Origin of the sequence: Nonomuraea jiangxiensis (genome assembly GCF_900099965.1) — a bacterium.
GTDB lineage: Bacteria > Actinomycetota > Actinomycetes > Streptosporangiales > Streptosporangiaceae > Nonomuraea > Nonomuraea jiangxiensis.
Genome location: NZ_FNDJ01000006.1, coordinates 45,024 through 71,191, shown reverse-complemented (window position 1 = coordinate 71,191; position 26,168 = coordinate 45,024). Strand labels below are relative to the sequence as shown.

General features: G+C 72.0%; 29 protein-coding genes. 16 read left to right on the top strand and 13 right to left on the bottom strand.

The annotated features are described in order from the left end of the window. Positions 1–97: 97 nt before the first annotated feature. Together BLS95_RS14675 and BLS95_RS14670 are read right to left on the bottom strand one after the other, a co-directional pair. Positions 98–1,597: a M28 family peptidase gene (locus BLS95_RS14675; RefSeq protein WP_090931535.1), complete on the bottom strand. Its 1,500-nt coding sequence runs from the start codon at positions 1,595–1,597 to the stop codon at positions 98–100. Between the two features lie 146 nt (positions 1,598–1,743). Further along, complete coding sequence (locus BLS95_RS14670; protein ID WP_090931534.1) at positions 1,744–2,352, bottom strand: hypothetical protein; 609 nt, start codon at positions 2,350–2,352, stop codon at positions 1,744–1,746. A 121-nt stretch (positions 2,353–2,473) separates the two neighbouring features. Here BLS95_RS14670 and BLS95_RS14665 point away from each other — a divergent pair, with 121 nt between their 5' ends. After that, positions 2,474–2,815 carry a YbaB/EbfC family nucleoid-associated protein gene (locus BLS95_RS14665; protein ID WP_090931533.1) on the top strand — a complete coding sequence of 114 codons (342 nt, stop codon included), beginning with the start codon at positions 2,474–2,476 and terminating at the stop codon, positions 2,813–2,815. A 15-nt stretch (positions 2,816–2,830) separates the two neighbouring features. Here the strand turns inward: BLS95_RS14665 and BLS95_RS14660 are convergent, their stop codons facing one another. After that, a complete protein-coding gene (locus tag BLS95_RS14660) occupies positions 2,831–3,784 on the bottom strand; it encodes a WXG100-like domain-containing protein (protein ID WP_090931532.1) in 954 nt (317 codons plus the stop codon). Between the two features lie 16 nt (positions 3,785–3,800). Then, the gene (locus BLS95_RS14655) at positions 3,801–4,202 is read right to left on the bottom strand and encodes a hypothetical protein (protein WP_090931531.1); all 402 of its coding nucleotides are present in this window, start codon (positions 4,200–4,202) and stop codon (positions 3,801–3,803) included. A 214-nt stretch (positions 4,203–4,416) separates the two neighbouring features. Here BLS95_RS14655 and BLS95_RS14650 point away from each other — a divergent pair, with 214 nt between their 5' ends. The 5 genes from BLS95_RS14650 (at position 4,417) to BLS95_RS14635 (ending at position 8,148) form a co-directional block, all read left to right on the top strand. Beyond that, positions 4,417–5,790 carry a serine/threonine-protein kinase gene (locus BLS95_RS14650; RefSeq protein WP_090931530.1) on the top strand — a complete coding sequence of 458 codons (1,374 nt, stop codon included), beginning with the start codon at positions 4,417–4,419 and terminating at the stop codon, positions 5,788–5,790. Next, entirely contained in the window at positions 5,787–5,942 is a 156-nt protein-coding gene (locus BLS95_RS55655; protein ID WP_176993188.1) for a hypothetical protein, read from the top strand. Before BLS95_RS14650 ends, BLS95_RS55655 begins: the two co-directional genes overlap by 4 nt. A 113-nt stretch (positions 5,943–6,055) precedes the next feature. Then, entirely contained in the window at positions 6,056–6,580 is a 525-nt protein-coding gene (locus BLS95_RS14645) for a sigma-70 family RNA polymerase sigma factor (RefSeq protein ID WP_245765056.1), read from the top strand. Then, entirely contained in the window at positions 6,577–7,272 is a 696-nt protein-coding gene (locus BLS95_RS14640; protein WP_090931529.1) for an anti-sigma factor, read from the top strand. Before BLS95_RS14645 ends, BLS95_RS14640 begins: the two co-directional genes overlap by 4 nt. 18 nt (positions 7,273–7,290) lie before the next feature. Then, positions 7,291–8,148 (top strand): PHP domain-containing protein, encoded by an 858-nt coding sequence (locus tag BLS95_RS14635; protein ID WP_090931528.1) that lies wholly within the window; start codon positions 7,291–7,293, stop codon positions 8,146–8,148. Between the two features lie 131 nt (positions 8,149–8,279). Here BLS95_RS14635 and BLS95_RS14630 read toward each other — a convergent pair whose 3' ends face one another. The 8 genes from BLS95_RS14630 to BLS95_RS14600 form a co-directional block, all read right to left on the bottom strand. Further along, on the bottom strand, positions 8,280–10,553 hold the full coding sequence (locus BLS95_RS14630; RefSeq protein ID WP_090931527.1) for a hypothetical protein: 2,274 nt from the start codon (positions 10,551–10,553) through the stop codon (positions 8,280–8,282). Then, positions 10,550–12,256: an ABC transporter permease subunit gene (locus BLS95_RS14625; RefSeq protein WP_176993187.1), complete on the bottom strand. Its 1,707-nt coding sequence runs from the start codon at positions 12,254–12,256 to the stop codon at positions 10,550–10,552. The genes BLS95_RS14630 and BLS95_RS14625 overlap by 4 nt, the downstream gene beginning before the upstream one ends. Next, complete coding sequence (locus tag BLS95_RS55650; RefSeq protein WP_176993186.1) at positions 12,253–13,479, bottom strand: type 2 periplasmic-binding domain-containing protein; 1,227 nt, start codon at positions 13,477–13,479, stop codon at positions 12,253–12,255. Before BLS95_RS55650 ends, BLS95_RS14625 begins: the two co-directional genes overlap by 4 nt. Beyond that, a complete protein-coding gene (locus BLS95_RS14620; protein ID WP_090931525.1) occupies positions 13,463–14,098 on the bottom strand; it encodes an ATP-binding cassette domain-containing protein in 636 nt (211 codons plus the stop codon). Before BLS95_RS14620 ends, BLS95_RS55650 begins: the two co-directional genes overlap by 17 nt. A gap of 107 nt (positions 14,099–14,205) precedes the next feature. Then, positions 14,206–14,808 (bottom strand): dienelactone hydrolase family protein, encoded by a 603-nt coding sequence (locus BLS95_RS56825; protein ID WP_090932010.1) that lies wholly within the window; start codon positions 14,806–14,808, stop codon positions 14,206–14,208. Between the two features lie 95 nt (positions 14,809–14,903). Further along, positions 14,904–15,272: a hypothetical protein gene (locus BLS95_RS56820; RefSeq protein ID WP_143043701.1), complete on the bottom strand. Its 369-nt coding sequence runs from the start codon at positions 15,270–15,272 to the stop codon at positions 14,904–14,906. A gap of 102 nt (positions 15,273–15,374) precedes the next feature. Continuing rightward, complete coding sequence (locus BLS95_RS14605; protein WP_090931523.1) at positions 15,375–18,824, bottom strand: tetratricopeptide repeat protein; 3,450 nt, start codon at positions 18,822–18,824, stop codon at positions 15,375–15,377. A 141-nt stretch (positions 18,825–18,965) separates the two neighbouring features. Further along, a complete protein-coding gene (locus tag BLS95_RS14600; protein WP_090931522.1) occupies positions 18,966–19,658 on the bottom strand; it encodes a response regulator transcription factor in 693 nt (230 codons plus the stop codon). A 176-nt stretch (positions 19,659–19,834) separates the two neighbouring features. On the opposite strand from BLS95_RS14600, the gene BLS95_RS14595 reads away from it, so the two are divergent. From BLS95_RS14595 to BLS95_RS14550, 10 genes are all read left to right on the top strand, one after another. Continuing rightward, on the top strand, positions 19,835–20,086 hold the full coding sequence (locus BLS95_RS14595) for a MoaD/ThiS family protein (protein WP_090931521.1): 252 nt from the start codon (positions 19,835–19,837) through the stop codon (positions 20,084–20,086). Positions 20,087–20,157: 71 nt separating this feature from the next. Next, a complete protein-coding gene (locus BLS95_RS14590) occupies positions 20,158–20,823 on the top strand; it encodes an LmeA family phospholipid-binding protein (RefSeq protein WP_090931520.1) in 666 nt (221 codons plus the stop codon). 37 nt (positions 20,824–20,860) lie between these two features. Continuing rightward, positions 20,861–21,373 (top strand): sigma-70 family RNA polymerase sigma factor, encoded by a 513-nt coding sequence (locus tag BLS95_RS14585; RefSeq protein ID WP_090931519.1) that lies wholly within the window; start codon positions 20,861–20,863, stop codon positions 21,371–21,373. Next, a complete protein-coding gene (locus BLS95_RS14580; RefSeq protein ID WP_090931518.1) occupies positions 21,370–22,215 on the top strand; it encodes an anti-sigma factor family protein in 846 nt (281 codons plus the stop codon). The genes BLS95_RS14585 and BLS95_RS14580 overlap by 4 nt, the downstream gene beginning before the upstream one ends. Further along, positions 22,212–22,601 carry a thioredoxin family protein gene (locus BLS95_RS14575; RefSeq protein ID WP_143043700.1) on the top strand — a complete coding sequence of 130 codons (390 nt, stop codon included), beginning with the start codon at positions 22,212–22,214 and terminating at the stop codon, positions 22,599–22,601. The genes BLS95_RS14580 and BLS95_RS14575 overlap by 4 nt, the downstream gene beginning before the upstream one ends. 174 nt (positions 22,602–22,775) lie before the next feature. Next, positions 22,776–23,066, top strand: coding sequence for a hypothetical protein (locus tag BLS95_RS14570; RefSeq protein WP_090931517.1), 291 nt, complete (start codon positions 22,776–22,778; stop codon positions 23,064–23,066). Continuing rightward, positions 23,066–23,905, top strand: a complete 840-nt coding sequence (locus tag BLS95_RS14565; protein ID WP_090931516.1) for a sulfurtransferase — start codon at positions 23,066–23,068, stop codon at positions 23,903–23,905. Before BLS95_RS14570 ends, BLS95_RS14565 begins: the two co-directional genes overlap by 1 nt. Next, positions 23,905–24,204, top strand: coding sequence for a DUF1416 domain-containing protein (locus tag BLS95_RS14560; protein WP_090931515.1), 300 nt, complete (start codon positions 23,905–23,907; stop codon positions 24,202–24,204). The genes BLS95_RS14565 and BLS95_RS14560 overlap by 1 nt, the downstream gene beginning before the upstream one ends. A 99-nt stretch (positions 24,205–24,303) precedes the next feature. Then, the gene (locus BLS95_RS14555; protein WP_245765055.1) at positions 24,304–24,864 is read left to right on the top strand and encodes an RNA polymerase sigma factor; all 561 of its coding nucleotides are present in this window, start codon (positions 24,304–24,306) and stop codon (positions 24,862–24,864) included. After that, positions 24,861–25,607: a methylated-DNA--[protein]-cysteine S-methyltransferase gene (locus BLS95_RS14550; RefSeq protein WP_090931514.1), complete on the top strand. Its 747-nt coding sequence runs from the start codon at positions 24,861–24,863 to the stop codon at positions 25,605–25,607. The genes BLS95_RS14555 and BLS95_RS14550 overlap by 4 nt, the downstream gene beginning before the upstream one ends. On the opposite strand, the gene BLS95_RS14545 is transcribed toward BLS95_RS14550, so the two are convergent. Next, positions 25,589–26,137: a helix-turn-helix domain-containing protein gene (locus BLS95_RS14545; protein ID WP_090931513.1), complete on the bottom strand. Its 549-nt coding sequence runs from the start codon at positions 26,135–26,137 to the stop codon at positions 25,589–25,591. The two genes, BLS95_RS14550 and BLS95_RS14545, sit on opposite strands and share 19 nt — an antisense overlap. Positions 26,138–26,168: the final 31 nt, after the last annotated feature.

Below are 26,168 nucleotides of genomic sequence, written 5' to 3'. Positions count from 1 at the left end.
GATGCGCTGTCCGTGGGCCGGACCGGCCGGGGGCGCGCTGTCCGTGGGCCGGGCCGGCCGGGGGTGCGCTGCCCGTGAGCCGGGTCGGCCGCGGGCGCTAGCGGGTGATTCTGACGTCGTCCACGCCCGCCTCGACCAGGGAGGCTCCTGAGGCGTCGGCCGCGTCTATGAGGATGCGGACCGTCTGGCCCGCGAAGGCGTTCAGGCTCGCCGTGGTGCTGCCCCAGGCGCCGTTGCGGTTGGTGGCCGCGCCGGCCTGGTTGAGCACGGTGGTCGTGGTGCTGCCGACCACCCGGACCCGGAGGTAGTCGGCGCTGGAGGCGTTCGAACCGTGCGCCAGATACCACGAGAACGACAGGTTCAGCGTGCCCGTGGGCAGTGTGATCGGCGGCGACTGGATCGAGGTGACGCCGCCGTCGAGGTCGTAGTCGCCGGCGGCCGCGCCCGCCAGCCTGCCCGTGACCAGGTCGTTCGTGCCGCTGACCGTGGTGCCGAGCTGCTTGGCCCCGGACGAGGTGGTGGCCTCGGGGTCACCTCGCTCCCAGAGGCCGAGGGTGGCGGTGTCGGTGCCGCCCGGGTTGACCGTCCAGCCGGTCGCCGTCTCGAACGTGTCCTGCCACACCACGACGGGCGGCACGGCGGTGGCGATGGTCCACACGGCGTACGCGATGGCGTCGGCGTTCCTGTTCAGGGCGGTGTCGTTGATGTTGGCCGTGGTGTCGCAGGAGCGGTGGTAGCAGACGTCGAACGCCTGCCCGGCCGTGCCGCCCCACAGCGTGGCCTGGGCGCTGGACTTGATGCCCTCGGCGCCGGTGAATGTGCCGCCCGCCGGAATGCCCACGGCGATGAACGGCCCGTAGTCGGAGCGGCCGTCGAAGTCGGTGCCCCGGGTGGGCACGCCGATCGAGGTGAAGTAGTCCTGGATGGTCCGCTCCAGGGCGGCGGATCCGGCGGGGCCGGGTCCAGCGCCCGTCCCATCCGAGTTGTCGCCGTCATATACGAAATATCCGGCGTTGGGGGAGCCGACCATGTCGAAGTTCAGGTACCCCTTGATCCGCGCCCGTTCCGCGGCCGGCAGGTTGTTGACGTAGAACTGGGACCCGCGCAGCCCCAGCTCCTCCGCCCCCCACCAGGCGAAACGCAGGTGCTTGGCCGGCTGGAGGGCCTGGCGGGACACTTCGAGCGCGGTCTCCAGGATGGACGCGCTGCCCGAGCCGTTGTCGTTGATGCCCGGCCCCGCCGTGACACTGTCGAGGTGCGCCCCGATCATCAGGATGTCGTTGGGGTCCCCGCCCGGCCAGTCGGCGATGACGTTGTAGCCGGTGGCGCCGTTGTAGGTGAACGACTGCAGGGTGGTGGTGAACCCGGCGGCGTTGAGCTGGTCCCTGACGTAGTTGGCCGAGGCCAGGTAGCCGGGGCGGCCGTGCGCCCGGTTGCCGCCGTTGGCGGTGGCGATGCTCTGGAGCTGGGTGAGGTGCGCTTTGACGTTGGCCAGCGAGATGTCCGGCGGGGCGGCGGCCTGTGCGGGCCCGGCCGGCAGGACGCCGGCCATGGCTAACGCGAGGGTCGTACAGGCTGCGACGATGGCCGATCTCATGCCTTTTCTCCAGGTGAGCGGCATGGCAGCGCCTCCATCTGAGTCGAGGGTGAAAGATCCAGAGATGGTGCTGTATGGACGTTAACCCCCGAAATGGGGTTCGCCTAGAGACCAACCTCGACGCGCATGGAAGGAACCCACGGGGCTCACGGACGTACGGCGTCCTCGGCGCGCAGCGCGGTCACGAGGATCTCGGGCCGGTCGGCGAAGAAGCGGATCGTATGGGCCTCGGCGACGGCGCCGAGCGGGCGCTCGAAGGTGATCGGCTCGGTCAGCCGGATCGTCACGTTGGCCGTGGAGGCGACGGCCACGGTCAGCCGGCCGTCCGCGACCGCGATCATGGCACGCTCGTGGTAGCTCCGGCTGGTGTGCACCGAGGCGATCAGGTGGCGGGGCACGCGCACGTCGAGGTAGGCCCCGTACCTGATGCGCACCTCGTCGGCCGTGACCACGTGCGGCCGGGTGACGCAGGCCGCGACCAGCGCGAGCCCGAACAGCAGCCCGTAGACGTCGAGGACCAGCACCGCGTACCGCACTCCCGCGGGCGCGCTCATGGCGACCAGCAGCAGGTCCACGACCACCGCCTCGACCACCATCGCGAACATCATCAGCGACATCGTGAAGTACTGCTCCTTCGCGTACGTCACGGCGGTCGCGCCCGGGGGCACGCCGTGGCGGCGGCGCGCGAGCCATAACCCGACGGCCGCCAACCCCTTCACCTCGAAGCCCAGGATCCGCAGTGCGGCTTTGCCCATCGGGTGTCCTCTCTCTTCTCGCTTCGACACTCCCCATGGGACACGTTGACGTCGCGTCAAGGTCAAGCCGATGGATCACCCGGCCGCTCAACTGGTCTGAACTTCGGGTGCATAATGCCTTATGGCGGAACGCGATCTTCACACCGGCGATCTCGAACTCGACCGGATCATGGCGGAGTTCCGGGCGAACTCCAGGGAGTTCTCCGAGACCATCGACAGGGTCGGTGAGGTGGTCGGGCAGGCGGAGAGCCCCGACGGCAAGGTCAAGGTGCGGGTTTCGTCGTCGGGGCAGCTGACCGCTCTGCGCATCGATCCCAGGGCGATGAGGCTGGGCTCGGAGGAGCTGGCCGACACGATCATGGACCTGTCGCGGCGCGCGACGGAGGACGCGGCGCGTCAGCTCATGGAGGTGACGCGCCCCTACCTGGAGGGCGACGAGCGGGGCGAGTCCCGCCGCCGGTAGCGGGTCCTCGCCGGTTCACTTGACGCGCGGGATCAAACTGCGCGTCCCGTGGATGAGGAACTTCTGGTACATCTCCTGCTCGGTCAGCCCGTGCTCCGAGCCGGGCAGGGGATTGTCCCCGTGCTGCGCGTCCATGGTCATCGAGTACGTGGTCGAGGCGACCATCCGGGGCACGAAGCTGCCGTTGTTCAGCTTCATCCCGTTCGGCAGGGGGATGTTGGTACCGATGGTCCGCAGCCCCGGCACCTTCGCCATCAGCGCCGCCGTGCCGTCCGCGACGCCGTCGAAGGCCATGTTCGCCACGAAGTGCTCGCGGAACTGGGTGAGGTTGTAGTCGGCCGACCTGACGTCGTTGCCGGACAGGTCCGTCTTGATCCCGCCCAAGGTGTTGAGCCCCAGGGGCAGCACCACCTCGCCCGTGGCGTACGCCGCGCTGTCGGCGACGTAGTAGGCGAAGGTGGGTAACAGCAGGATGACGAAGCGGTTCGCGGTGTAACGGAGGAGGATCGCCTGCCGTTTCATGATCGCTTGCAGGATCTTCCAGGTCACCACCTGGTATCCGATGGTGAACATCATGTCCACCGTCAAGATCGCGCACAGCACCCTCAGCGCGTGGTTGACCTTCTCGATGACGTCGGCGTAGGCCCGGCAGGCATTGGCCGCGTTCCGGTGCTTGAGGGAGACCGCGAGAACCGCCGGGCCGTACTGCTCGGTCCAGAAGCGCTTGAATTCGTCGACCGCCTCGTCCTGGCTCTTCTCCCAGACGGTCTCGGCGGCGGCGTTCGCCTGCCGGAAGTGCCGGTCGATCTCGTCGGCGATGCCGTCCAGGACGTCGGCCGCCTCGCGGAGCTTGTCCGGATCTCCTTCGAGATAGGAGATGCCGAACAGGAACTCGGGCGCCAGCAGCCCGGCCACGCCGGCACCGGCCATCCCGCCCAGAGCGACCTTGGTCGCGAGCCCGATGGGCATGCGTCCACCTCCTTCGTCAGGCCCGCTCCACCGGAGTCGTGGGCACGCTGACCTCGTCGTCCTTCCGCCGGGCGAAGTCGACCAGATCCTTGATGAACGCGTTCTTGTCGACCATGCTGGCCCAGTTGGCCGCCTGCACGTTCCTGCTCATCCCGACGACGGCGTTGCCGATGTCCTCGTAGGCCTTGCGGAGGTTGTGGTGGGCCGTGGTCAGGTCCTCGTAGGCGCTGTCGAATCCGGGGTGGCCGTCGGCTCCCTTGCGGAAGAGCCGAGCGGCCTCGTCGGTGGCCGGGTTGCCGAAGTGGGGGATGAGGGCTTCCAACCGCTCGCGGCGCGGCTTGACGCTTGCGTCGAATTCGCCGCCCTCGGCGTGGATCGCCCTGCCGCTGTTCTCCATGCTGGTGTGATCGATGTCCAAGAGGCCTCCTCCGCGGGGTCATCGCGGTGATCATTCTCTGTACCGGTTATTACCAGATGATGACTTTGCAGTTGCCATTGTGCACTTTGTGATTGCAGAGGCGGAAGTGTCCGCGTTGGCCGGTCGCCGGAAAACCCATCGCCTATGGCGTTGAACCCTCCGGCGGCCAACGGCGTACCCCCTGACGGCACGCGCCGACCTGGTGGGGGATGCCATGGAATTTCAGGGATGGGACGCCGGCCTGGCTCTGAGGCCGCGCGATTACCTCGGAAGCGGCGAGTCGCTCGCCGACGTCGTCAGGGCGGGCGGACCGTTCCGCGGCGAGGCGCTGCACCGCCTCGCGCTGGACGTCGCGGCCACCCTGGCGCGGCTGCACATGGCGGGCATCGCGGGGCTGCGGCTCCATCCGGGGAACGTCATGATCGCGCACAACGGGCGGGCGTTCTTCGCGCCGGGGCCGCGTACGAGCGACTTCCCGTCGCAGGACGTCAGGGACTGGGCGGACGTGATCGTGTTCGCGGCGACCGGGCGGCGGCCCGCCGCCGACGCGCAGCCCGGCCTCGACGCGTTGCCGCCGGGGCTGCGTACGATGATCGCCGGGTGCCGCCGCCAGTACCCTTCGGCCCGCCCGACCGCCGTGGACCTGGTGCACAGGCTGCTCGGCCGCCCCGGGGTCGCCCACCGCGACACGGTGCCGGAGCTCCTGCGCGAGGCCGAGGACAGAGCGGGGCCGGACGACCGCGTACCGCCCGGGGACGCCACGCCGGCGCCGTCGCGGAACCGGGACGATCCCGCCACGCCGGCGCCGTCGCGGAACCGGGACGATCCCGCCACGCTGGCGCCGTCGCGGAACCGGGAGGAGCCCGTCGCGCTGGCGTCGCGGCCGGACTGGGAGGAGCCCGTCGCGCTCGCGCCCTGGCCGAACCAGGAGGAGCCCGTCACGCTCGCACCCCTCTCGCATCCGAGCACCCCGGTCACGCGCAAGGCTCGGTCGCGCCCGAGCGTGCCCGGCGCGCGCAAGCCGCGTTCGCATCCGAGCGCTCCGGTGACCCGCGGGTCACGTGCGCGGGCGGAGGCCACCGCCACACCCGCGCGGTTCCCTCATGAGCACCCTCTCGACGCGCTCGACCCGCTGCCGGGCAAGGACGCGGCGGCTGCCGGGCACAGACCCCCGCCGCCCGAGTACGTGCTGGTCGTCCCCGCCCCGCCCCCGCCCGAGGAATCACGCGTCCGCACGCCGCCTCCTGACGACGTGCCGGTCCACCCGGGGGTGCCGCCGGCCGAGGACGTGCCGGTCCACCGCGCGGTACCGCCTCCTGACGACGTGCGGGTCTTTTCCGCGCCGCTGCCGGTCGCCGCCGTGCCGGTGGAGTACGAGGAGACGTTGGTCGAGCCCGCACCCGTGTGGCGCAGGCCCTCCTACTTCGTGGGTGTGGCGGTCGGCGTGTTGATCGTCGCGGTGTCGGCGGGCGCGGTGACCGCGGTCTCCGCCCGGGCCGACACCCTCCCTCAGGGCGGGCACCTATTCCCGACGAACGGCGGGGAGCCGAACCCGGCGGCCGGTGAATTCACGGGGAGTACGCGATGAAACCGTTCGGTCTCGGCATTCTCACCGGCATTCTCGTGGGCACGATCGCGGCGTCCCTGGTGTTCGCGCTCACGGACCAGGATTCCGCGGCGACCACGTCGAGGTCGGCGCCCGCGACCCTCGTTGACGTCGAGAATTACCACAATGGCTGACCGGTCCATGCCGAGAATGGCAAACAACCTCACCATGAGCCCAGCGGTGGTTAGAGTAACAACCCCCCAATCAGCGCGATATTTCTGGATATCCGCAGCGCGAGGAGCCGCGGGTGAATCACCGCGTAACCGACGAGGCCATGGTTCGAGCCCTCTACCGCGAATACGGCGCCCCCTTGATGGCCTTCGCCGTCAGGCTCACGGGCGGCGATCGGCGCTGGGCCGAGGACGTCGTCCAGGAGACCCTGGTACGCGCCTGGCGCAACCTGCACGACCTGCGTACCGACTCCGGCTCCTTGATGCCGTGGCTGGCGACCGTGGCCCGCCGCGTCGTCATCGACGACCGCCGCCGGGCGGGCACCCGCCCGCTCGACGTCGTGGAGGATGTCGCGGACCGCGCGCAGCCCGTGGCCGCCGAGGACGAGCGCCTGCTGCGCGAGATCGTCGTGACGGAGGCGATGCTCTCGCTGTCGCCCGCCCACCGTCAGGTGCTCACGGAGACGTTCCTGCTCGACCGGACGCTCCAGGAGGCCGCGGAGACGATCGGCGTGCCGGTCGGCACCGTGAAGTCGCGGGTGTACTACGCGATGCGCGCTTTGCGCATAGCGTTGGAGGAGAGGGGGGTGACTCCGCCATGACGGAGGTGCATCACGAGGACGTCGCCGCATACGCGCTCGGCCTTCTCAGCGAGGAGGAGCGGACGGCGTTCGAGCATCACCTGCGCGGCTGCGCGAGCTGCGCCGCCGAGGTCGGGACGTTCGCGGCCATGGGCGAGCTGATCAAGACCGTGCATCCGGACGACCTCCTGCCCAACCCGCCCGACCCCCAGGTCGAATCGCTCTTGGTACGCCGGGCCACCATCGAGCGCCGCCGCCGGCGGCTGCACCGTACGTTCATGTCCGCCGCCGCCTGCCTTGTGGTCGCGGCCGGTGTCTTCCTCGGCATCACCTCGCTGACGGGCGAGCCCAACCCCGACAGCATCCACAGCCCGGCCCGCGCTCTCCTGCTCACCGGCCGTACCTACTCTCTGAGCGACGCGGAGACCGGCGTGTCGGGCGTCGTCGGCGTGGAGGACAAGGGCTGGGGCACCCACGTGGCGCTGGAGCTCAAGGGCGTCAAGGGCCCGCTGAAGTGCCGTCTCCTGGCGGTCGGCGACGACGGCCGCTCCGAGGTCGTGGCCAGCTGGGGCGTGCCCGCCAAGGGGTACGGCGTGCCCGGCTCCCCCGACCCCCTCCTCCTGCACGGCGGCACCAGCCTGCCCCAGTCCGACCTCAACCACTTCACGATCGAGACCATCGACGGCAGAAGCCTGGCCAGCGTGGCGGTGTGACGGCCTACGATCGAGGCGATGCGCATTGACCTGCACAGCCACAGCACCGCCTCCGACGGCACGCAACCGCCCGCCGACGTGATGCGGCGGGCCCGCGAGCGCGGACTCGACGTGCTGGCCCTGACCGATCACGACACCGTGGCGGGCCACCAGGCCGCGACCGACGCGCTGCCCGCCGGGCTGACGTTGGTGCCGGGCATGGAGCTGTCCTGCCACCGCTCCGGCCGCAGCATCCACCTGCTCGCCTACCTCTTCGACCCCGCCGATCCCGAGCTGCCGGCCGAGTGCGTGCGCCTGCGTGAGGCCCGCGAGGTGCGCGGCCGCCGGACCGTCGAGCGGCTGGTCGAGCTGGGCGTACCGGTCACCTGGGAGCAGGTGACCGAGTTGGCCGCCGGCGCCCCGGTCGGCCGGCCGCACATCGCCCGCGCCATGGTCGCCGCGGGCGCGATCAGCGATCCGGCGCTCGCGTTCACCCCGGAGTGGATCGGCACGGGCGGCCGCGCCCACGTCCCCCGCTACGCCCTCGACCCCGAACGCGCCGTGCAGCTGGTACGCGCGGCGGGCGGGGTGGCGGTGCTGGCCCACCCGAAGGCGGACCAGGGCGGCAGGTCCCTGCCCGACGAGTGGATCGCCGATCTGGCCAGGGCCGGGCTCTTCGGTCTGGAGACCGACCACCCGGAGCACGACGCCACCGCCCGCGAACACCTGCGCGCCCTGGCGGGCGACCTCGGGCTGGCGGTGACGGGCGCCAGCGACGACCACGGCGAGCTGACCGGACACCGGCTGGGCTGCGAGACGACGGCGCCCGAGGTCTACGAACGCCTGACCGCCGCCGCGACGGGCGCCACCCCCATCACCTCACCGGCCGGCCGATAAGGACGCCCGCAGGTCACGCCCGCAGGTCACGCCCGCGGGTCGCATCCGCAGGTCACGCCCGCAGGTCACGTCCGCGGGTCACGTCCGCGCGGGTAACGCGCGTAGGTCACGCTCGGTAGAAGGTCAGCGGGTCACAGGGCCAGCAGGCGTGCTCGTAGCTCGCTGACCTGGCGTGGCTCCGCGATCCCGTCCCAGGGGGACAGGGCCGTCAGCCCGGCCTCCTGGTGCTCCTGGATGCGTTCGGGCCGCAGCCGCGCCAGGTGGAGGTGGGCGAGCGCGGTGCTCACCCCCGCCGGCGGCAGCCGTGGCCCGGCCTCCTCCAGCAGCCTGATCACCTCTTCAGGCGCGTACTGGGCATCCTCCAGCAGGACCCCGGCCCGCTGCACCAGGCAGCGCGCCCGCCCGAGCTCGTCGGCGGTGCCGGCGTAGAGGCGTTCGGCCTGGTCGAGGTGGGACCTGGCGTCGAAGGCCAGGCCGAGGTAGAGGTGCGCGAGCGCGAGCAGCTCGTGGGCGTGCGCGCGGGCGTTCCCGTCGCCGGTTCCCCTGGCCATGTCCAGCGACTCGAACAGCACGGCCCGCGCGTCGGCGTACAGGCGGTGGGCCTCCGGGCCACGCCCCTCGTGGTCGAGCGTCTGGCCCTTGCGCAGCAGCAGCGCGGCCACGTTCGTCAGCCGCAGCGTGTGGCCCGCGACGTCGCCGCCGGACAGTGCCTGCCCGTAGCGGACGAGCGCCGACTCCACGGCGGTGAACTCGTCGCCGCTGGCCAGCAGGATCGCCGCGTGCTCCAGGTGCAGCTCCGCGGGCCACGACTCCACCTTGACCCGCAGCTCGGCGGCCCTGTTGAAGTGCCGGCGGGCCCGGCGCGGGTCGCCCGTGGTGAGCAGGACGGCGCACTGGCGCAGCTCGGCCGTGGCCTGGGCCTGCTCGTCGCGCAGCGCCTCGGCGGCCCTGGCCAGCTCCGCCGCCGCGCGCAGCCGGTCCTCGTGCCGCTGTTCCAGCCGGAACCACGTCTCCAGCCCGTCGGCGATCCTGGCGAGCGCGTCCCCGGTCTTGGGCACCGGCGGGGTACGGGCCAGCACCCGCAACAGCACCCGGTCCTCCATGGCGAACCAGGTGCGGGCGCCCTCGTCGGGCAACCGCGCGCCGAACGTGTCGGCCTGCTGCGCGTAGTGCTCGACCAGCCGCCGCCAGGCCGCGACCTTGCGCGGCGTGTCGGGCGTGCCCGTGGAGCGGAAGGCGCCGGTCACCCGTACGCGCGTCATCCGTACGTTCTCCACGAGGCCGAGGTCGCCCAGCTCCTTGATGGCGTCGTCCGCGGCGGGCACACCCAGCAGGGCGGCGACCGCGCCGTGGTCGAGCTCGGCGACCGGCAGGTCCGACAGGAGGCTGAGCAGTTGCTTGGCGGTCGGTCTGAGCTGCTTGACGCTGAGGTTGAGCACGAAGTCGAGCTTCTCGGCGATGGGCAGCCGCTCCAGGTCGTCGACCAGGGAGCGCAGGGGGATGTTCGGGTTGCCGGCCAGCCAGCGGCCGACCCTGACGATCTCGGCGGGGCTGCCCAGGCAGGCGTCGACCAGCAGCCCGAGCGCGGCGGGGTCGCGCTCGGCCCGCTCGTCGCCGATGTGGCGGGCCAGCAGCTCGCGCCCGGCGCCGGGGCCGAGCGGGCCGAGCTGGACCGGCTCCGTGTGCGGCGGCAGGTCGTCCGTGAACGTTCCCGCCACGATGATGTGCGCCCCCGGCACCCGAGGCGGCAGCCAGGCGACCTGGCTCCAGGCGCTGACGTTGTCCAGCAGCAGCACCCGGCCCGAGCCGGTGAGCGCGTCGATCACCTGCGGGGTCGCGTCGTCGGCCTCCTGGATGGCGCCGGGCGGCCGGTCGAGCGTGCGTAACACGCGCTGTGCCACGCTCAGCGGCGTCTCCGGGCGGTCCCGGTCGGGGCCGCGCAGGTCGGCGTAGCGCTGCTTGCGGGCGTCCCCGGCCAGGTCCCAGGTGGCCTTGATGGCGACGGCGGACGTGCCCGTGCCCATCGGGCCCTGGACCACGACGACGCCGCGTTCGCGGGCCCGGTCCTGGATCTGCCGCAGCTCGGCGTCGCGGCCCACGAGAGCGTCGATCACGTCGGGGAAGGGCAGGCGGCCGAAGAGCGGTGGGGGCGGGGCCGGGCTGCGGCGGCGTACGAGGTGCGTGAGCCAGCCCGCCGCGATCGGCAGGGGCAGGGCCAGCAGGGCGAGCAGCCAGACCGGGAGGCCGCCGGCGAGCTGCTTGATCAGCTCCTCCTGCAGCAGCAGGACCGTGCCGCCGGCCGTCACCAGCCCGCCGAGCCCCAGCTCGGGCAGGTGGGCCCCGGCGCGCCGGGCCAGCCGCGACGCCCGGAAGCGCAGCCGGTCCTTTCGCGAGATGTCCGTCATCGCCGTACCCCCTGCGTCAGCCCCCGATACAGCCAGCGCCCGGTGACGGCCACCACCAGCAGCGGCACCGCGGTCGCCAGCACCGACTCCGCGGCCAGCGGCGCCGCGGCGCTGACGAAGTGGCGGGCCTGCTCCAGCAGGATCAGCGACAGGTGATCGCCCGCGGGCCAGTTGAGCAGCAGCCCGACGACCGTGTCGTTCCACACCAGCACGAACGCCAGCACCCCGGCCAGCACCAGCGCGGGCCTGGCCTCGCGTCCGACGTGGACCAGCTCCCAACGGTGCCGCGCCAGCATGGGGGTCGAGACGCGGACGAACGCGTTGTGCAGCACCAGCACCGCCAGCGGGATCACCAGTGCCGCGTGCACGATGGCCAGCGCGGACCCGGTGCCGACGACGGGGCTGAGCCAGAGCTGCAGCGGCACGGCGAACGCCTGCGGCGGCAGCGCCGCCAGCGCCACCGCGACCAGGAGCGCGGGCCGCCAGCCGCGGCGCGGCAGGAGGTGCTGGTGGGCCAGCACGTACGCGGCGGGCACGGCGGCCAGCAGCACCAGCGCGACGACCAGGGCGGCCCGCAGGAACGTGGTGCCGAGCGCGCCCATGAAACCGCTGTCGGCCAGCGCGTCCGCGTACGAGCCGAGCGTCCAGGGGCCGCCGTTCCACCATCCGGACAGCGCGGCGGCGTTCGGCTCGCGCAGCGAGGTGAGCACGAGCACCACGAACGGCAGCGCCCACAGCACCGACACCGCCCAGCACGCGACCCGCAGCCGCCGGCCGCCCAGGGGCCGTGCCGGGGCGACCGGCTCACCCCAGGTCACCCGCCCCCGCAGGCCGAACAGCGCGGGCAGCGCCATCACGGCCACCATGACGGACAGCCCCACGGAGAGCGCGCCGGCCCGCGCCTCGCGCAGGTCGCCGTGGTGCCGCCACCAGAACAGCCCGGCGCCCTCGACCTCGGCCTGCATCGACCCGGGCGCGCCCATCAGCACGAGGTCGAACACGCGCGCCGCCGCCACCAGCGCGAGCAGGTACGCCAGCGCAGCCGGCCCGGCCAGCGCGGGCACCACGACGGACCAGATCCGGCGCCGCCGGTCCACGCCGAACGCCCTGGTCACGCGGAGCAGGTTGGTCGGCATCCGGGCCAGGGCCGCGCGGAAGACCAGGAACGCCACCCCGGCCCACTGCCAGACGAACGCCAGCCCGAGCACCAGCCAGAGCCAGACCGGCCCGAGAAAGGCCACGTTCACGTCGAGCAGGCCGAGCAGGGCGTTGACCGGGCCGCGCCCCGGGTCGGTGTCGAACAGCGAGCGGAAGATCGCGCCCGTGGTGAGCGGCGAGACCACGGCCGGCAGCACCAGCAGCACGCTCAGAACGCGGCTCAGCACCGGCCCCGCGTTCCTGGTCAGCCAGGCCAAGCCGAGCCCGACCACGCACACGAGCACGGCCAGCACCAGCCACACGAACGAGTTGCCCAGCGACTGCAGCACCTTTTCGTCCCCCAGCACCGCGTAGCCGGTCAGCCCGTTGGAGAAGCTGATGATCACCGTCACGAAGAGCGGGACCAGGATGATGCCGGCCGACAGCAGGACCGCGAGCAGCAGGTAGGCGGAGGCGCGCCAGCGGCCCAGGCCGTGCCTGACCACCGGTACCCCGGCGTCGTGGTGCGGCGCCACCTCGAACAGGAACGCGTTCCGCTCGCTCACAGGGCCCCCTCCCTGCTGCCCTGGGCGAGCTTCTCCCTGGCCGCTTCGGCCGCCGCGCCGGGATCGGCGCCGGCCACGGTCACCTCCGAGAAGAGCTCGGTGAGCACGCGCCACAACCCGCGCCCGTCCCCGCCCTCCAGCGTGCCGATGAGCCGGTCGGACAGGTCGTAGCGGGCGTTCACCGCGGAGTGGAGCTCCTGCGCCGGGCCGACGAGCAGCGGGTGGGTGGGCAGCGTGAACGGCGTCAGGAAGCCGCCCTCGGCGACCCATCTCGTCACCGCGTCGTGCTCGCCCGCCGCCCGCTGCCTGGTCAGCCAGTCGACGAAGGGCCTGGCGTCGTCGTGCAGGGCCACCGCCACGTCGCCGCCGACCACGAGCGGGGGCTGCCTGCCCGCCTGGCCGGGGAAGGGGAAGTGCTGCGGGGCGACGCCGCCGGCCTTGAACCGCTCGATGACCGGCAGGGCGAAGTCGGGCGCGGCCACCATCCTGGCGGTGCCGTAGGCGAAGACGTCGAGGATGGAGTCGTGGAACTGCTTGGTGAGCGCGCGCCTGGCCGCCTCGCGGGGGAACGCGCCCTTCCAGATCTCCGCCAGCAGTTTGAGCGCCTGCTCGATCTGGGGGGTGTCCCACCAGGTGGGATTGCCCGCGTCCTGGCCCGGTGGGAACAGCCCGGCGTAGACCTCGGGGGCGGAGGCGAGCAGCACGTTCTCGAACCAGTCGCTGAGCACCCACCCGTCGGCAGCCCCGATGGACAGGTCGCCAGGGACGGGTCGCCAGGTGTCCAGGTCGGCGGGCCGCACGGCCTCGCCGACGCGGTGCCACACGAGCGACTTGTGCGCGACCTTGAACCAGACGCCCAGCTCCTGCCCGCGTTCGGACGTCACGAGCTCCCGCCAGAACTTCGGCTGCCGCTCCTCGCCGTCCTCCAACGGGTTCAGCGGCCTGACGCGGCGCCGGATCACCGGGTCGAACAGCAGGCCCAGCCGGGGGATGACGGCCACGTCGGGGACGACCTCCGTCGCGGGTCCGCGCAGCAGGGCACCGATGTTGTCGCCCGCCGAATAGACCCTGACCGGCTGGTCGTACTCCTTGACCACGTCGAGGAAGCGCCCCAGCTCGTCACCGCTCCAGACCACCGCCACCCGCAGTGGCGGCTTCGCGCCGCACCCGGCCAGGGCCACCGCCGGGATCGCGGCCAGCAGTCCCCTACGGCTCAACGGCATCGGCGGTCTCCCAGAAGTGCGCGGGGGAGGCGAGACTGGCCACCCTGGTCCGGTCGTCGGTGACGACCAGCACGGCCAGGCTGGGGTCGGTGCGCAGCGCCGCGCTCACCGCCGCGTGGCAGGGCCCGCAGCCCGTACGGTCCTCGATCACCAGCACCTTGACCGGCAGCAGCCGGCACAGGGCGCGGGCCAGCGCGACGTTCAGGCGCTCGTCGTGGGCCAGCTCGTGCGGCCTGGACCGCAGGAAGCCCTGGATGTCCATCCGCCTGGCCATGAAGGCGATCCTGCCGTGCACGAGCGGGGCCAGGCCGTCACGGGCGGCCAGCGCCAGGTTCTGCTCGACCGTCAGGTGCGGCAGCAGCCCCGCCCCCGCCGGAACGAGCCCGACCTCGCGCTCGGCCGGCAACCGCATGGTGATCTCCTGGCCGCCGACCTTGATCCGCCCGCCGACCGGCATCTCCAGGCCGAGCAGCAGATCGGTGAACGCGTCTGCCTCCGCCGGGCCGGCGGCCACCACCACGGCGGTGTCGCCCGGCCCCACGGTCAGCGGGTCGCGGTCGAGGCCACGCCGAATCCCACGAATCTCCCAGGTGAGTCCGATGAGCTCGAGAAGTGGCACGTGCGCAACCGCCGTCAAATCCGGATGTCGTCCGTGTTCGACGCTTGCACAAACGGTGGATCACGGCAATGCGAATGATCGATTTCACTACGTGTTCGGCCGGCCGGTCACCTCAGCGGGGCTCCCGGGCCGGCGAAGTGGGTCGCGAACCAGTCCCCGGCGTGTTCGGCCACGGCTTCCAGCGCCCCCGGCTCCTCGAACAGGTGGGTGGCGCCGGGCACGACCGTGATCTTGGTCTCGGCGCGCAGGCGCCGCTGGGCGTCCTCGTTCAGCTTGATCACTATCGGGTCACGGCCGCCCACGATGAGCAGGGTCGGCGCGCGTACCGCGGCCAGCCGCTTGCCGGCCAGGTCGGGCCGCCCGCCGCGGGAGACGATCGCGGCGACGGCGTTGTCCGGCTCGGCGGCCGCCCACAGCGCCGCCGCCGCGCCGGTGCTGGCCCCGAAGTAGCCGATCGGCAGGTCCGTCTGCTCCCGCACCCAGCCGGTACGCCGCAGCAGCCGATCGGCCAGCAGCCCGATGTCGAAGACGTTCGCCCGGTCGGCCTCCTCCTCGGAGGTGAGCAGGTCGAACAGCAGCGTGCCCAGCCCGGCCCTGTTGAGCACCTCGGCCACGTACCGGTTGCGCGGGCTGAGCCGGCCGCTGCCGCTGCCGTGCGCGAACAGCACCACACCCTGAGCGGCGTCAGGAATGATCAGATCGCCGGACACGTACTCACCTCCCTGCCACGGGCCCCCGTCCACCTGCCACTTCCCGCAGACGCCGCCTCTATCCGCCGCCCGGCCCCTGGGCCGGACCCGCCCCGTCAGCCCTGCAGCAGGGCCGTGACGAACTGCAGCAGGTGCCACGCCGCGTAGGCGCCGACCGAGCGCAGGGCCCACTGCTTGCCCTCGCCCGCCCTGATCGCCCAGCGCAGCCCCTTGCCCTCCTCGCGGTGCCCCTTGAGGGTCCTGACGACGAGGTAGGCCGCCACCAACCAGGTGGCCGCCGACCCGGCGACCAGCCCGTAGGAGATCCCCGTCAGGACCTCGGACCCGGCGGGCCCGGTCCAGGACGGGAACTGGCGGCCCCAGGCGGCGACCGTCGCGGCGAGCAGGCAGACGGCGACCCGCCGATCCCTGCGGGCCTGTCGCTTGAGCCAGTGAAGGTCTCGACGCAGATGGTTCTTGAGCATCCGGATCACCTCCGCTTGTCGTTAGCCGGCAGGACCAGCTAACGAGAAGCGCGCCGGAAGATCTGCGACCTCAGGCTCCGGATTTCACGACTTTTATCGGAATTATCCGCTAATTACGCGAAGATCTTCGGTGACCCGCCGCGCTTCGAACGCGTCGCCCACCTCCTCCAGCACCCGCCGGGCCTCGCTCAGGCAGTCCGCCGCCTCCGCCCGGTTCCCCAGCCGCGCCGCGACCAGTCCCAGCGCCCGCAGCGCGCATCCCAGATCCCGCCTGGTCCCGCATTCGAGGTGCACCTCCCTGGCCTGCCGGGCGTGGACCAGCGCCTCCTCGGGGCGGTCCAGGTCGAGGAGCACCATGGCCAGCGTCGTGAGCGCCGCCGCCCACCGGTCCCTGGTGCCGGTCTCGTTCTGCAGCTCGACCGTCTCCCTGGCCGGCGCCAGCGCCTCCGCCGACCGGCCCGCCGTGTACAGCGCCTGCGCGATCGACAGCAGCGCGCTGGCCCGGTTGTCCCGCAGCTCCTCCCTGATCGCCAGCGACGCCTCGGCCGCCTTCAGCGCCGGCTTGTGCTGCCCCAGCGACAGGTACGTGTACGCCAGCGTCTCCTGCACGTCCGCCTCCGCCCGCCGGTTGCCCATGCCCTGCACGATGTCCAGGGCTTCGAGCGCGTACACGAAGCCGACCTGGGGCAGCCCCTGCCGCCGCCGTACCCTGGCCAGCCGGTTGAGCATGCGGGCCTCCACCGGCTCATCGCGGATCACCCGGCTGATCGTCAGCGCCTGGTTCAGGTAGTCGTCGGCCCGCAGGTAGTCCGACAGCCGCCAGTGCACCAGCCCGATGTCCCCGAGGGTCTCGGCCTTGCCCTGTTCGTGGTGGAGCTCGACCTGCACGGCCAGCGCCCGCTCGTAGTAGGCCAGCGCCTCGTCGTAGCGGGAGCCGTTGCGCGCGATGCGGCCGAGCGCGCACAACGCCCGGCCAGAGCCGTACTGGTCGCCGGTCGCGGTGTATCCGGCCAGCGCCCGCTCCGCGTCGCGGCGCGCGTCGTGGTGCAGCCGCAGCAGGTCGTAGATCTCGGCCAGGCAGAGCAGCGTCTCGGCCTCGGCGTGCTCGTCGCCCAGCTCGTGACAGATCGACAGCGCCTCCAGGCCCTCCGACAGCGCCGCGTTCGGCTCGCCCAGATGCTGCCGGACCCTGGCCAGGATGATCAGGCTCTGCGCGGTGCCCCGCCGGTCGCCGAGCTCCTCGCGTACGTCCAGGGCCTGCCCGGCGTGCTGCAGCGCGGGCTCGTACCGCTCCTGGGACAGGTGCAGGCGCGACAGCGTGTGCAGGCAGCTCACCACCCCGGCCTGGTCGCCGATGCCCTTGTAGAGTTCGAGCGCCTCCTCGGCGCACTTCAGCGCGTCCTCGTTGTTGCCGGCGATGCCGTGCACCTCGGCCAGGTCGTTGAGCGCCCGCGCCCGCCCCACGCCGTCGCCGAGCGCGTCGAAGTCGGCCAGCGCCTCCCCGATGAACCTGGCCGCCAGCGTCGAGGGTCCGATGTCGCGGTGGATCGAGCCCAGGTGGCCGCGCATGAGCGCGATGGCCCGCCGGTTGCCCACCTGCATCGCCGAGGCCAGCCCTGCCTGCTGGACCTCCAGGTTGTTCGCGTAGAACCGCAGCTTCCTGAACGGCGCGAACACCGCCTCCGCCAGCCGCCACGCCGTCCCGTGCGCGCCGCTCTCCTCCGCCAGCCGTACGGCTGAGACCAGCGAACGCCGCTCCGCCTCGAACCACTCGCGCGGCGTGCCAGGCTCGGTCGCCACGGTCAGGTAGTGGTCGAGCAGCCGGGCCCTGGCCTCGCGCACGCCTGCCTCCGCATGCCTGCCCAGCTCCCTGGCCAGCCGCTTGACCAGGTCGTGCACCCGGTAACGCGGCCCCGGCATCGGCTCCACCAGGTAGGCCCGGTGCAGCCCCTCCACGGCCGCCACGGCCTCCGGCACCGGCACGCCGAGCGCGGCGGCCAGCACCTGCGGCGTGAAGTCCCGCCCCGGCAGCAGCCCGACGTGCCGGAACGCCCGCCGCTGCGCCGGGCCCAGCGACTCGTACGCCAGATCGAGCGCCGACCGGAACGCCTCCTCCGGATCGCTCATGAGCAGCCGCTCGGGCCTGCGCAGCTCCCGCACCCGCTCCTGCACGCTCAGCTCCGGGTGCTCGGCGAGCTTGGCCGCCGAGATCCGCAGCGCGAACGGGTGATACGAGCACACCCTGGCCAGCTCGGCCAGCGCGTCCCGGTCGGCGGCCCGCGCCGAGTCCTCCCCGAGCACCGACACCAGCAGCGCCACCGCGTTGCCCGGGTCGAGCACCGGCAGGTCCATGAGGTCGGCGTGCCCGGTGGCGCGCAGCGGCGCCATCCGGGTCCGGCTGGTCACCAGCACCACGCAGTCCTTGCTGCCCGGTAGCAGCGCCCTGACCTGGGCCGGGTCGGCGGCGTTGTCGAGGATGAGCAGCAGCCTGCGCCCGGCGATCCTGCTGCGGTAGAGCAACATCAGCTCGGCCTCGTCGGAGGCGGGCATGTGCTCGCCGACGCCGAGGGAGCGCAGGATCTGCCCGAGCGCCTCGGCGGGGGTCATCGGCGGCTGGCTCGGCGACTGGCCGCGCAGGTCGATCACGATCTGCCCGTCGGGGAACCGGTCGGCGTGCAGATATCCCCAGTGCGTGGCCAGCGCCGTCTTGCCCACGCCGGGTAACCCCTGCACGACCATGGTGTTCGTCCGCCGGGGCCGCTTCAGCCAGGCGGTGAGCAGGTCCAGGCTCTGCTGGCGGCCGGTGAAGTCGGGCACGGCGGCCGGGAGCTGGCGCGGCCTGGGCACCTCGCCGACCGGCAGCGGCCCCGGCACGGCGCCCGGCCGGGTCAGGAACGGCGTCACCCGGCCCGTCCAGGGTGCCGACAGGTGCTCCCAGCTTCCCGCGGCGTCGCGCAGCGCGGACGGGTCGGCGATCCGCAGCCGCCGGTAGCCGGGGCGTACCAGCCAGCCTCGCCGGACCCACTGGTTGAGCTGGCGCTGCACCACGTCGGGGGAGCTGCCCACCAGGTCGGCCAGCGTCTCCATGGACAGCGGCGGCGCGGAATCGGAGGCCAGCCGGTAGCGCTCGTCCAGGTGCAGCAGCCAGACGGCCAGCCGGGCGGCCACCGGGGCCCGGGCCAGGGCCTCGTGCCTGCGGGCGGCCACGTTTCTCGCGAACAGCTCCTGCACCAGCGCGGTCGCCACGGCCGGGCTGGCGGCGGCGTGCTCGCGCAGCCGCCGGATGTCGATCGGCCAGGCGCGCACCTCCGTCAGCGCGTCCACCTTGACCTGCTCGGCCGGGTTCCAGAAGGCCAGCTCGCCCACGAGGTCGCCGGCGCCGCGCAGGTCGTGCAGGGCCTCGCGCTCGCCGGGCGGGGTGTGCTCGCGGGCGTAGCCGTACTCGATCACGTGGACGCGGTCGGAGGGCCGCAGCGACGAGCAGATGGTCTCGTTACGCCGGTAGACCCGGGGCCTGGCGCTCTCGTCCACCAGCGACCTGAACAGACCCACCCCGGCACCACCAATCCCGGGACGGCGGTGTCCGCGACAAAACAGGCGTGAAACAGCCCTGACGACAACGTGTCACATCAGTGGACGCCAGCGGACATCCCGCTGTCAATCGGGCGTGAGTAGGGGAGACCGTGGGGCCGGTCAGACGTGGGCGGGGTCGGTGCGGTCGGGGACGAAGCGGTAGCCGACGTTGCGGACGGTGCCGATCAGCGACTCGTATTCGGTGCCGAGCTTGGCGCGCAGCCGCCGCACGTGCACGTCGACCGTCCTGGTGCCGCCGAAGTAGTCGTAGCCCCAGACCTCCTGCAGCAGCTGGGCGCGGGTGAACACCCTGCCGGGGTGCTGCGCCAGGTATTTGAGCAGCTCGAATTCCTTGAAGGTGAGGTCGAGCACCCGCCCGCGCAGCCGCGCGGTGTAGGTGGCCTCGTCGATGGACAGGTCGCCGCTGCGGATCTCGTCGGGCACGTCCTCCGCGGCGGACTGCGAGATGCGGCCCGTGGCCATCCGCAGGCGAGCCTCGACCTCGGCCGGGCCGGCGCTGTCGAGCAGGACGTCGTCGACGCCCCACTCGGCGGTCATCGCGGCCAGGCCGCCCTCGGTCACGATCACCAGCAGCGGGCAGTCGATCCCCGTCGTGCGGATCAGGCGGCACAGGCTCTTGGCCTGCACGAGCTCCTTGCGCGCGTCGACGAGCACGGCGTCGGCCGGAGGCGTGTCGATGAGCGCCGAGGCCTCCGCGGGCGAGACCCGGACCGAGTGGAGCAGCAACCCCAGCGCCGGAAGCACCTCGGCGGAGGGCTCGAGGGCGTTGGTCAGCAGCAGTAGGTTGCTCATTACGGCCTCCTCAAACGCGCAAGGACCCGGGGGCTACGTTGCCCAGGTCCTCTAGGCGAGGATAGCTCACGAGCAAGCCGAGTCCATTGCGCGTCCACCAGGTGAACAGCGCGTCTCCGGAAACATCCTGGTTTCGGACGCCGCACAATAGTGGGTGAACCATTTGTGAGGTGTGCATGGCCACAGGAAAAGTACGTTATTGGGCAGCGGCCAAGGAAGCGGCGGGGGTCGCCGAGGAGGCTTACGACGCGGCCACACTTGGCGAACTCATGACCAAAATCACAGAAAATCGTGCCGAACTCGCGCGGGTCATGCAGCGTTGTTCGTTCCTCGTGGACGGCTCCCCGGTCGGCAAACGCCACCATGACCAGGTGATACTCGGTGACGGCGCGACAGTGGAGGTGCTGCCGCCGTTCGCCGGTGGGTGATCGGGCACTTCGCCGGGGAATGAGTGAGCCAGTCGGTAGGCTCGTGACCCCCGCCTGAGACAGGGAGCCCCATGCGCAAGCTGATCCTTTTCCTGATCGTGCTGGCCGTTCTCCTGGTGGCCGTCGATCGGGTGGCCGTGGCCGGGGTGGAGCGCGACCTCGCGAACCGGATCGCCGCCTCGGTGGACCTCAACAGCACGCCGACGGTGACCATTGAGGGCATCCCCTTTCTCACCCAGGCCGTCTCCGGACACTATCCAGAGGTACGGTTCGATCTCGGCACGCTCACCATGGCGTCCGTGCCGATCAAGGACCTGCGGGGCGCCGCCTACGACGTGACGGCCCCCCTGGCCGACGTCCTGCAGAACCGGGCCAGCGTCCGAGCCCGTCGGGTGGTCGTCAGCGGCACCCTGACCAGGGCGACGATCGACAAGTTCGCCCCGGAGGGTGTCAAGATCAGCGGCAACGGGCGGCGGCTGGTGGCCTCGGGTGAGGTGATGGTGGGGGTGCAGAAGGTGAAGTTCGACGCCGAGATGCGGGTCGACGTGGCCGACGGGGGCATCAAGCTCCAGGCCGAGAAGATCGAGGGCGTGCCCGACCAGCTCGCGCAGTTCGTCACCTACACGATCCCGTTCAGGGGGAAGCTCCCCTTCGACGTGCGGGTGACCGGGGTCAAGAATGTCGCCGACGGCCTGGAGTTCTCGGCCGAAGCTTCTGACGTGCCGATTCGTGGATGAGATTGAACCGGTCCCGCGCGCCGTACGTGATGAGGGTGTGAGCGCAGCCGGGACCGCCGACGAGGAACTCGTGAAAACCCTCTTCGACGAGCACGCCGGCCCGCTGTACGGCTACGTGCTGCGACTGACCGGTGACTCGGGACGCGCCGAGGACGTCGTCCAGGAGACCCTGCTGAGGGCCTGGCGGCATCCCGACGCGCTGTCCGGCCGGCCCGTCCGCGCCTGGCTGTTCACGGTGGCCCGCAACCTCGTCGTCGACCAGCACCGGGCCAAGAAGGCCAGGCCACAGGAGACCGGGGACGAGGCGCTGGCGGTGCTGCCGGCCGACGACGAGCTGGAGCGCGCGGTCGAGTCGTGGGCGGTGGCGGGCGCGCTGGCCGCGCTCCGTCCGGAGCACCGCGAGGTGCTGATGGAGGTCTACTACCGGGGGCGATCAGTGAAGGAGGCGTCGGCGACGCTGGGCATTCCGCCGGGTACGGTCAAATCGCGCACCTACTACGCGTTGCGGGCGCTCAAGCTCGCCCTCGAAGAACGGGGGCTGGCGCCATGATGACATGCGAGGAGGTCCGGCTCTCCCTGGGCGCGCACGCCCTGGGAGCGCTCGACCCCGAAGAGGCGCTGGAGATCGACAACCACCTGGCGACCTGCGAGACCTGCGGCTCCGAGCTGACCGAGCTCGAAGGGGTGGCCTCGTTCCTGGGCAAGGTGTCGGAACGCGACGTCGAGCTGGTGGGGAGCCCGCCGCGCCAGGTGCTCGACCGGTTGCTGAACGACCGCGCCAAGCGGTTCAGGCGGGGCAGGATGCTGCTGGTCGCCGCCGCGTCCGTCGCGGTGCTGGCCGTGGGGGGCACGGTGTGGACGGCCGTCCAGAGCAGCCGGCCGGGAGGGACCGCGGCCGCGGCCCCGGAGGCGGACACGTCGCAGGCCCGTAGCTCGGCGGCGGACAGCCAGGCCCACGCCTCGGAAAGCCAGGCCCACGCCTCGGAAAGCCCGACCGGCGCCTCGCCCTTCAGCGACGCGCAGCCCCGGCTCGCGGAGCCGTCGCGCGAGGCGCCCGACCGGGCCCAGGCGGTCGAGGGCCGCGAGTTCCCCGGCGTGAACAAGGCCAAGGGCTACCGCGCCACCGTGGCGGCCTGGCCCGGCGACAGCGGTACGGAGCTCGCCATCAGCGTCACGAACATGCCCGCCGGCACCACCTGCACCCTGGTGGTCGTGGACGTGGACGGCCATCGCGACCCCACGGGGAGCTGGTTCATCAGCGGCAAGGGCTATCAGGCCAAGGCGGTGTTCAAGCAGACGACGCCGGTGCTCATGGGCGACATCGCCCGGTTCGAGATCGTCGCGCCGTCGGGCGAACTGCTCGTCACCGTCCCGGTACGGAAGGCGAAGTGAACGCGGGCGCGGATGATCGGGGCGAGGACCGGCTGACCGCCGCCGACCTCGGGCGGGAGCTGGGGGAGCGGGCGACGCTGGTGCACTTCTCGACCGCGTTCTGCCAGCCGTGCCGGGCGACCAGGCGGGTCCTGGCCGACGTGAGCGCGCTGGTCCCGGGGGTGAGCCACGTGGAGATCGACGCCGAGTCCCGCCTGGACCTCGTACGGCGGCTGGACGTGCTGCGCACGCCGACGGTCCTGGTGCTCGGCCCGGCGGGGAACGTCGTGCGGCGCGCCGCCGGCCTGCCGCGCAAGGCCGAGGTCCTGGCGGCGCTGGCCGCGGCCGTACCGGAGCCGGACCGGAAATCGTCTCACGATTTGTCTCATCAACCGGACGAGATGTGACAGATGACGAGACGCCGAGTAGTGTCGAGTTCATGAACCCTTCGACAGAGCTGCTGACGAAGCGGCGCGCGGTTGACTTCTGCCGCGTGTCCACCGCGCTCTGTCGGGCTGCCTGAGGACGATCTCGCGGATCCTCAGATCCGCTCCAGTCGACCCCTTCAGGAGCATCCAACGATGCGTGCCGATCCTAGAGTGCTGCGTGTCGCCGCGGCTGTCACCACACCGGTCCTCGCCTCCGTCCTGGTGACGGAGGGCGTCCGGCTGCCCGCCGTCGCGCGCCGCTCTCTTCGCTCCACGCACTCGATGCTCCCTGCGACGCCCGTCAAGGGCGCCCCGAAGGAGACCGAGGACGCCCGCGGCACTCCTGCCGCCTTCCTCGAAGCAGCCTGCGGATTCCGCCATGGCTGCGAAACGTACCTGCTCGATCGCCGTCTACTGCCCGCCGCCAACATGGAGGTTTCCTAATGAGCCGCTCCGCCGCCCTGGTGGACGCCGACTGGGTCGAGGCCAACCTCGACACCCCTGGAGTCGTGCTCGTCGAGGTCGACGAGGACGTCAGCGCCTACGACAAGGGCCACATCCGTGGCGCCGTGAAGGTCGACTGGCGGCAGGACCTGCAGGACCCGGTGCGCCGCGACTTCGTGGACAAGACCGGTTTCGAGGCCCTGCTGTCCGACCGCGGCATCTCCAACGACGACACCGTCGTGCTCTACGGCGGCAACAACAACTGGTTCGCCGCCTACGCCTACTGGTACTTCAAGCTCTACGGCCACGAGAACGTCAAGCTGCTCGACGGCGGGCGCAAGAAGTGGGAGCTCGACTCGCGCGAGCTCGTACGCGACGTGCCGCAGCGCGCCAAGACGCAGTACACCGCGCAGGAGCAGGACCAGGCGATCCGCGCCTTCCGCGACGACGTGGTGTCCGCCATCGGCAAGCTCAACCTGGTCGACGTGCGCTCGCCCGACGAGTTCACCGGCAAGCTGCTGGCTCCCGCGCACCTCCCGCAGGAGCAGGCCCAGCGCGCCGGCCACGTGCCCACCGCGCGCAACATCCCGTGGTCCAAGGCGGCCAACGACGACGGCACCTTCAAGTCCGACGACGACCTGCGCACCCTCTACGGCGAGGCGGGGGTCGACTTCGACAAGGACACCATCGCCTACTGCCGCATCGGTGAGCGCTCGGCGCACACCTGGTTCGTGCTGCACGAGCTGCTGGGGCAGTCCAACGTGAAGAACTACGACGGTTCGTGGACCGAATACGGCTCGCTCGTGGGCGTGCCGATCGAGCTGGGGGAGGCCCGCTGATGACTGCCGACGGATGCGGAGCGCCGGAGCAGACCGTGGCGCTGCCGGCCGGGATCGACCTGTCCACCCAGGCGGTTATCCAGGGCGTGGTGACGGGCGCGAGCACCGCCTACGCGCGCCTGCTCGACCACTCGGGCGAGTTCACCGGCGAGGTGGTGGTGTCCGATGAGGGCGTCTTCCGCTTCTTCGCCGCTCCCGGCGACTGGACCGTCCGCATCATCGCGGGCGGCGGCGTCACCAGGGACGTCCAGGTGGAGGCCAAGCTGGGCGAGGTGTCCCAGCTCGCGGTCGCCGTCTGACCTGATTTCACGGCCGTTGCCCGCGTCCCTACCGGGGCGCGGGCTTCGCCTTGTCCGGGGCGGTGCAACCGGATCCGGCGCCGCGGTGTTGCAGGATACGTGAGAGAAACCGACTGTCTCGACCCGGTGCGCAAGGCGCTGCTCGACGACCTCGACGAGGGGTTCGCCGAGCTCTACGGCGCCTACCGCGGCATGGTCTTCTCGGCCGCGCTGCGGCTGAGCGGGCGCTGGGCCGACGCCGAGGATCTCACCGCCGAGGCGTTCCTGCGGGCCTACCGGGCGCTGGCCGGATATGAGCGCGACCGCCTCGCCGAGCTCCAACCCCGGGCCTGGCTGATGACGATCCTCATGAACCTCTGGCGGAACCAGGTCAGGACCAGCGCCCGCAAACCCCCGCCGGAGCTGCGGGACCAGCCGGTCGACAAGATCGATCCCGGCGAGGACGTCGAGGAGGCGGCGGCCCGCCGCGAGACCGGCGACGAGCTGGCCGTGCTGCTCGGCCGGCTGCCCGCCGAGCAGCGGGCCGCGGTGGTGCTCCGGCACGTCGTGGACCTGCCGGTCAGCGAGGTCGCCGCCGTGCTGCGGATCCCGCAGGGCACGGTCAAGTCGCACGTGTCGCGCGGGCTGCGGCGGCTGCGCGAACTAGGAGGTGCCCGATGACCCCTGATCCGTTGCTCACCGGACTCGCGGCGCTGGCCGTGGACGCCCCGGACGGGCTGCTCGACCGGATCGCGGCGCGCTGGGTGAGCGTGCCGAGCCCGATCGGGGAGCTGCACGTGGCCTGTACCGACCAGGGCGTGGCCTACGTGCACGCCGGGGCGGGGTTCGCCGAGGCGTTCAGGGAGCGGTTCGGCCGCCCGCTGGTGCCCGCCGCCCGGCCGCTCGCCGGGCTGCTGCCGGCGCTGCGCACGGGCCGCTCCTCGGGGGTGCCGCTGGACCTGCGCGGGCTGAGCCCGTTCCAGCGGGACGTGCTGGAGGCGGTACGGACGATCCCGCGCGGCGAGGTCCGCCCGTACGCGTGGGTGGCGGCCCGGATCGGCAGGCCGGGGGCCGTACGCGCGGTGGGCGCGGCCCTCGGCCGCAACCCGGTGCCGCTGCTGGTGCCGTGTCACCGGGTGACCCGCTCGGACGGCGTGGTGGGCGACCACGTGTTCGGCCCGGCTGCCAAGGAACGGCTGCTGCTGGCCGAGGGCGCTGACCTGGCGCGGGTGCGGGAACTGGCGGCGGCGCGGGTGTTCTACCTGGGCAGCGACACCACGGGCGTCGTGTGCTTTCCGACGTGCCACAACGCCCGGCGCATCACGCCCCGGCACCGGCACGGGTTCCGCACCCTCGCCCAGGCCAGGGCCGCCGGTTACCGCCCGTGCCGGACGTGCCGGCCGGGTCAGAGTTTGACGGGATAGCGCATGAGGAGCGTGGCGCGGACGACGTCGGGGCCGTGGGCGCGGTAGCCGTGCGGCACGTCGGAGCGCCACGAGATGTGGTCGCCGGGGCCGGCCGTGAGCGGCTCGCGGATGGGGCCCGCGCTGAGCGTGCCGGTGAAGACCGTGACGTGCTCGGTCACGCCCTCGTGGTGGGCGGGGGAGGTCTGGGTGAGGCCGGGCGGGACGCGCACCCGGTAGAGCTCGTAGGTGACGTAGGCGTCCTCGAACGCTTCGAGCAGCTCCGCCTCCATCGCCGTGCCCCGCATGATCTGGGGCTCGGGCGGCGCGTCGAGTATCGCCCCGATCGGCACCCCCAGCTGCGCGGTGATCGCCCAGAGCATCTTCAGCGTCGGGTTGGTGGCGCCGGTCTCCACGTCCGACAGGGTGACCCGGTCGATGCCGGCACGGTTGGCGAGCTCGGTGAGCGAGACACCACGTGCCTGTCTCAGTTGCCGCAGCCGATCTCCTACCACGCGGGGATCGGTGTCGATCGCGGGTGGCGGCTCCATACCGTCATGTTGCCGCACGCATCGCATGCCG

Bases quoted from the DNA above. Each gene is read 5' to 3' on its own strand.
- BLS95_RS14565 (WP_090931516.1), top strand. From the start codon at position 23,066: ATGAGCCGCTCCGCCGCCCTGGTGGACGCCGACTGGGTCGAGGCCAAC.
- BLS95_RS14630 (WP_090931527.1), bottom strand. From the start codon at position 10,553: ATGACGGACATCTCGCGAAAGGACCGGCTGCGCTTCCGGGCGTCGCGG.
- BLS95_RS14545 (WP_090931513.1), bottom strand. From the start codon at position 26,137: ATGGAGCCGCCACCCGCGATCGACACCGATCCCCGCGTGGTAGGAGAT.
- BLS95_RS14580 (WP_090931518.1), top strand. From the start codon at position 21,370: ATGATGACATGCGAGGAGGTCCGGCTCTCCCTGGGCGCGCACGCCCTG.
- BLS95_RS55655 (WP_176993188.1), top strand. From the start codon at position 5,787: ATGAAACCGTTCGGTCTCGGCATTCTCACCGGCATTCTCGTGGGCACG.
- BLS95_RS14635 (WP_090931528.1), top strand. From the start codon at position 7,291: ATGCGCATTGACCTGCACAGCCACAGCACCGCCTCCGACGGCACGCAA.
- BLS95_RS14590 (WP_090931520.1), top strand. From the start codon at position 20,158: ATGCGCAAGCTGATCCTTTTCCTGATCGTGCTGGCCGTTCTCCTGGTG.
- BLS95_RS14595 (WP_090931521.1), top strand. From the start codon at position 19,835: ATGGCCACAGGAAAAGTACGTTATTGGGCAGCGGCCAAGGAAGCGGCG.
- BLS95_RS14550 (WP_090931514.1), top strand. From the start codon at position 24,861: ATGACCCCTGATCCGTTGCTCACCGGACTCGCGGCGCTGGCCGTGGAC.
- BLS95_RS55650 (WP_176993186.1), bottom strand. From the start codon at position 13,479: ATGCCGTTGAGCCGTAGGGGACTGCTGGCCGCGATCCCGGCGGTGGCC.
- BLS95_RS14640 (WP_090931529.1), top strand. From the start codon at position 6,577: ATGACGGAGGTGCATCACGAGGACGTCGCCGCATACGCGCTCGGCCTT.
- BLS95_RS14650 (WP_090931530.1), top strand. From the start codon at position 4,417: ATGGAATTTCAGGGATGGGACGCCGGCCTGGCTCTGAGGCCGCGCGAT.
- BLS95_RS14600 (WP_090931522.1), bottom strand. From the start codon at position 19,658: ATGAGCAACCTACTGCTGCTGACCAACGCCCTCGAGCCCTCCGCCGAG.
- BLS95_RS14665 (WP_090931533.1), top strand. From the start codon at position 2,474: ATGGCGGAACGCGATCTTCACACCGGCGATCTCGAACTCGACCGGATC.
- BLS95_RS14570 (WP_090931517.1), top strand. From the start codon at position 22,776: ATGCGTGCCGATCCTAGAGTGCTGCGTGTCGCCGCGGCTGTCACCACA.
- BLS95_RS14675 (WP_090931535.1), bottom strand. From the start codon at position 1,597: ATGAGATCGGCCATCGTCGCAGCCTGTACGACCCTCGCGTTAGCCATG.
- BLS95_RS14560 (WP_090931515.1), top strand. From the start codon at position 23,905: ATGACTGCCGACGGATGCGGAGCGCCGGAGCAGACCGTGGCGCTGCCG.
- BLS95_RS56820 (WP_143043701.1), bottom strand. From the start codon at position 15,272: ATGCTCAAGAACCATCTGCGTCGAGACCTTCACTGGCTCAAGCGACAG.
- BLS95_RS14670 (WP_090931534.1), bottom strand. From the start codon at position 2,352: ATGGGCAAAGCCGCACTGCGGATCCTGGGCTTCGAGGTGAAGGGGTTG.
- BLS95_RS14660 (WP_090931532.1), bottom strand. From the start codon at position 3,784: ATGCCCATCGGGCTCGCGACCAAGGTCGCTCTGGGCGGGATGGCCGGT.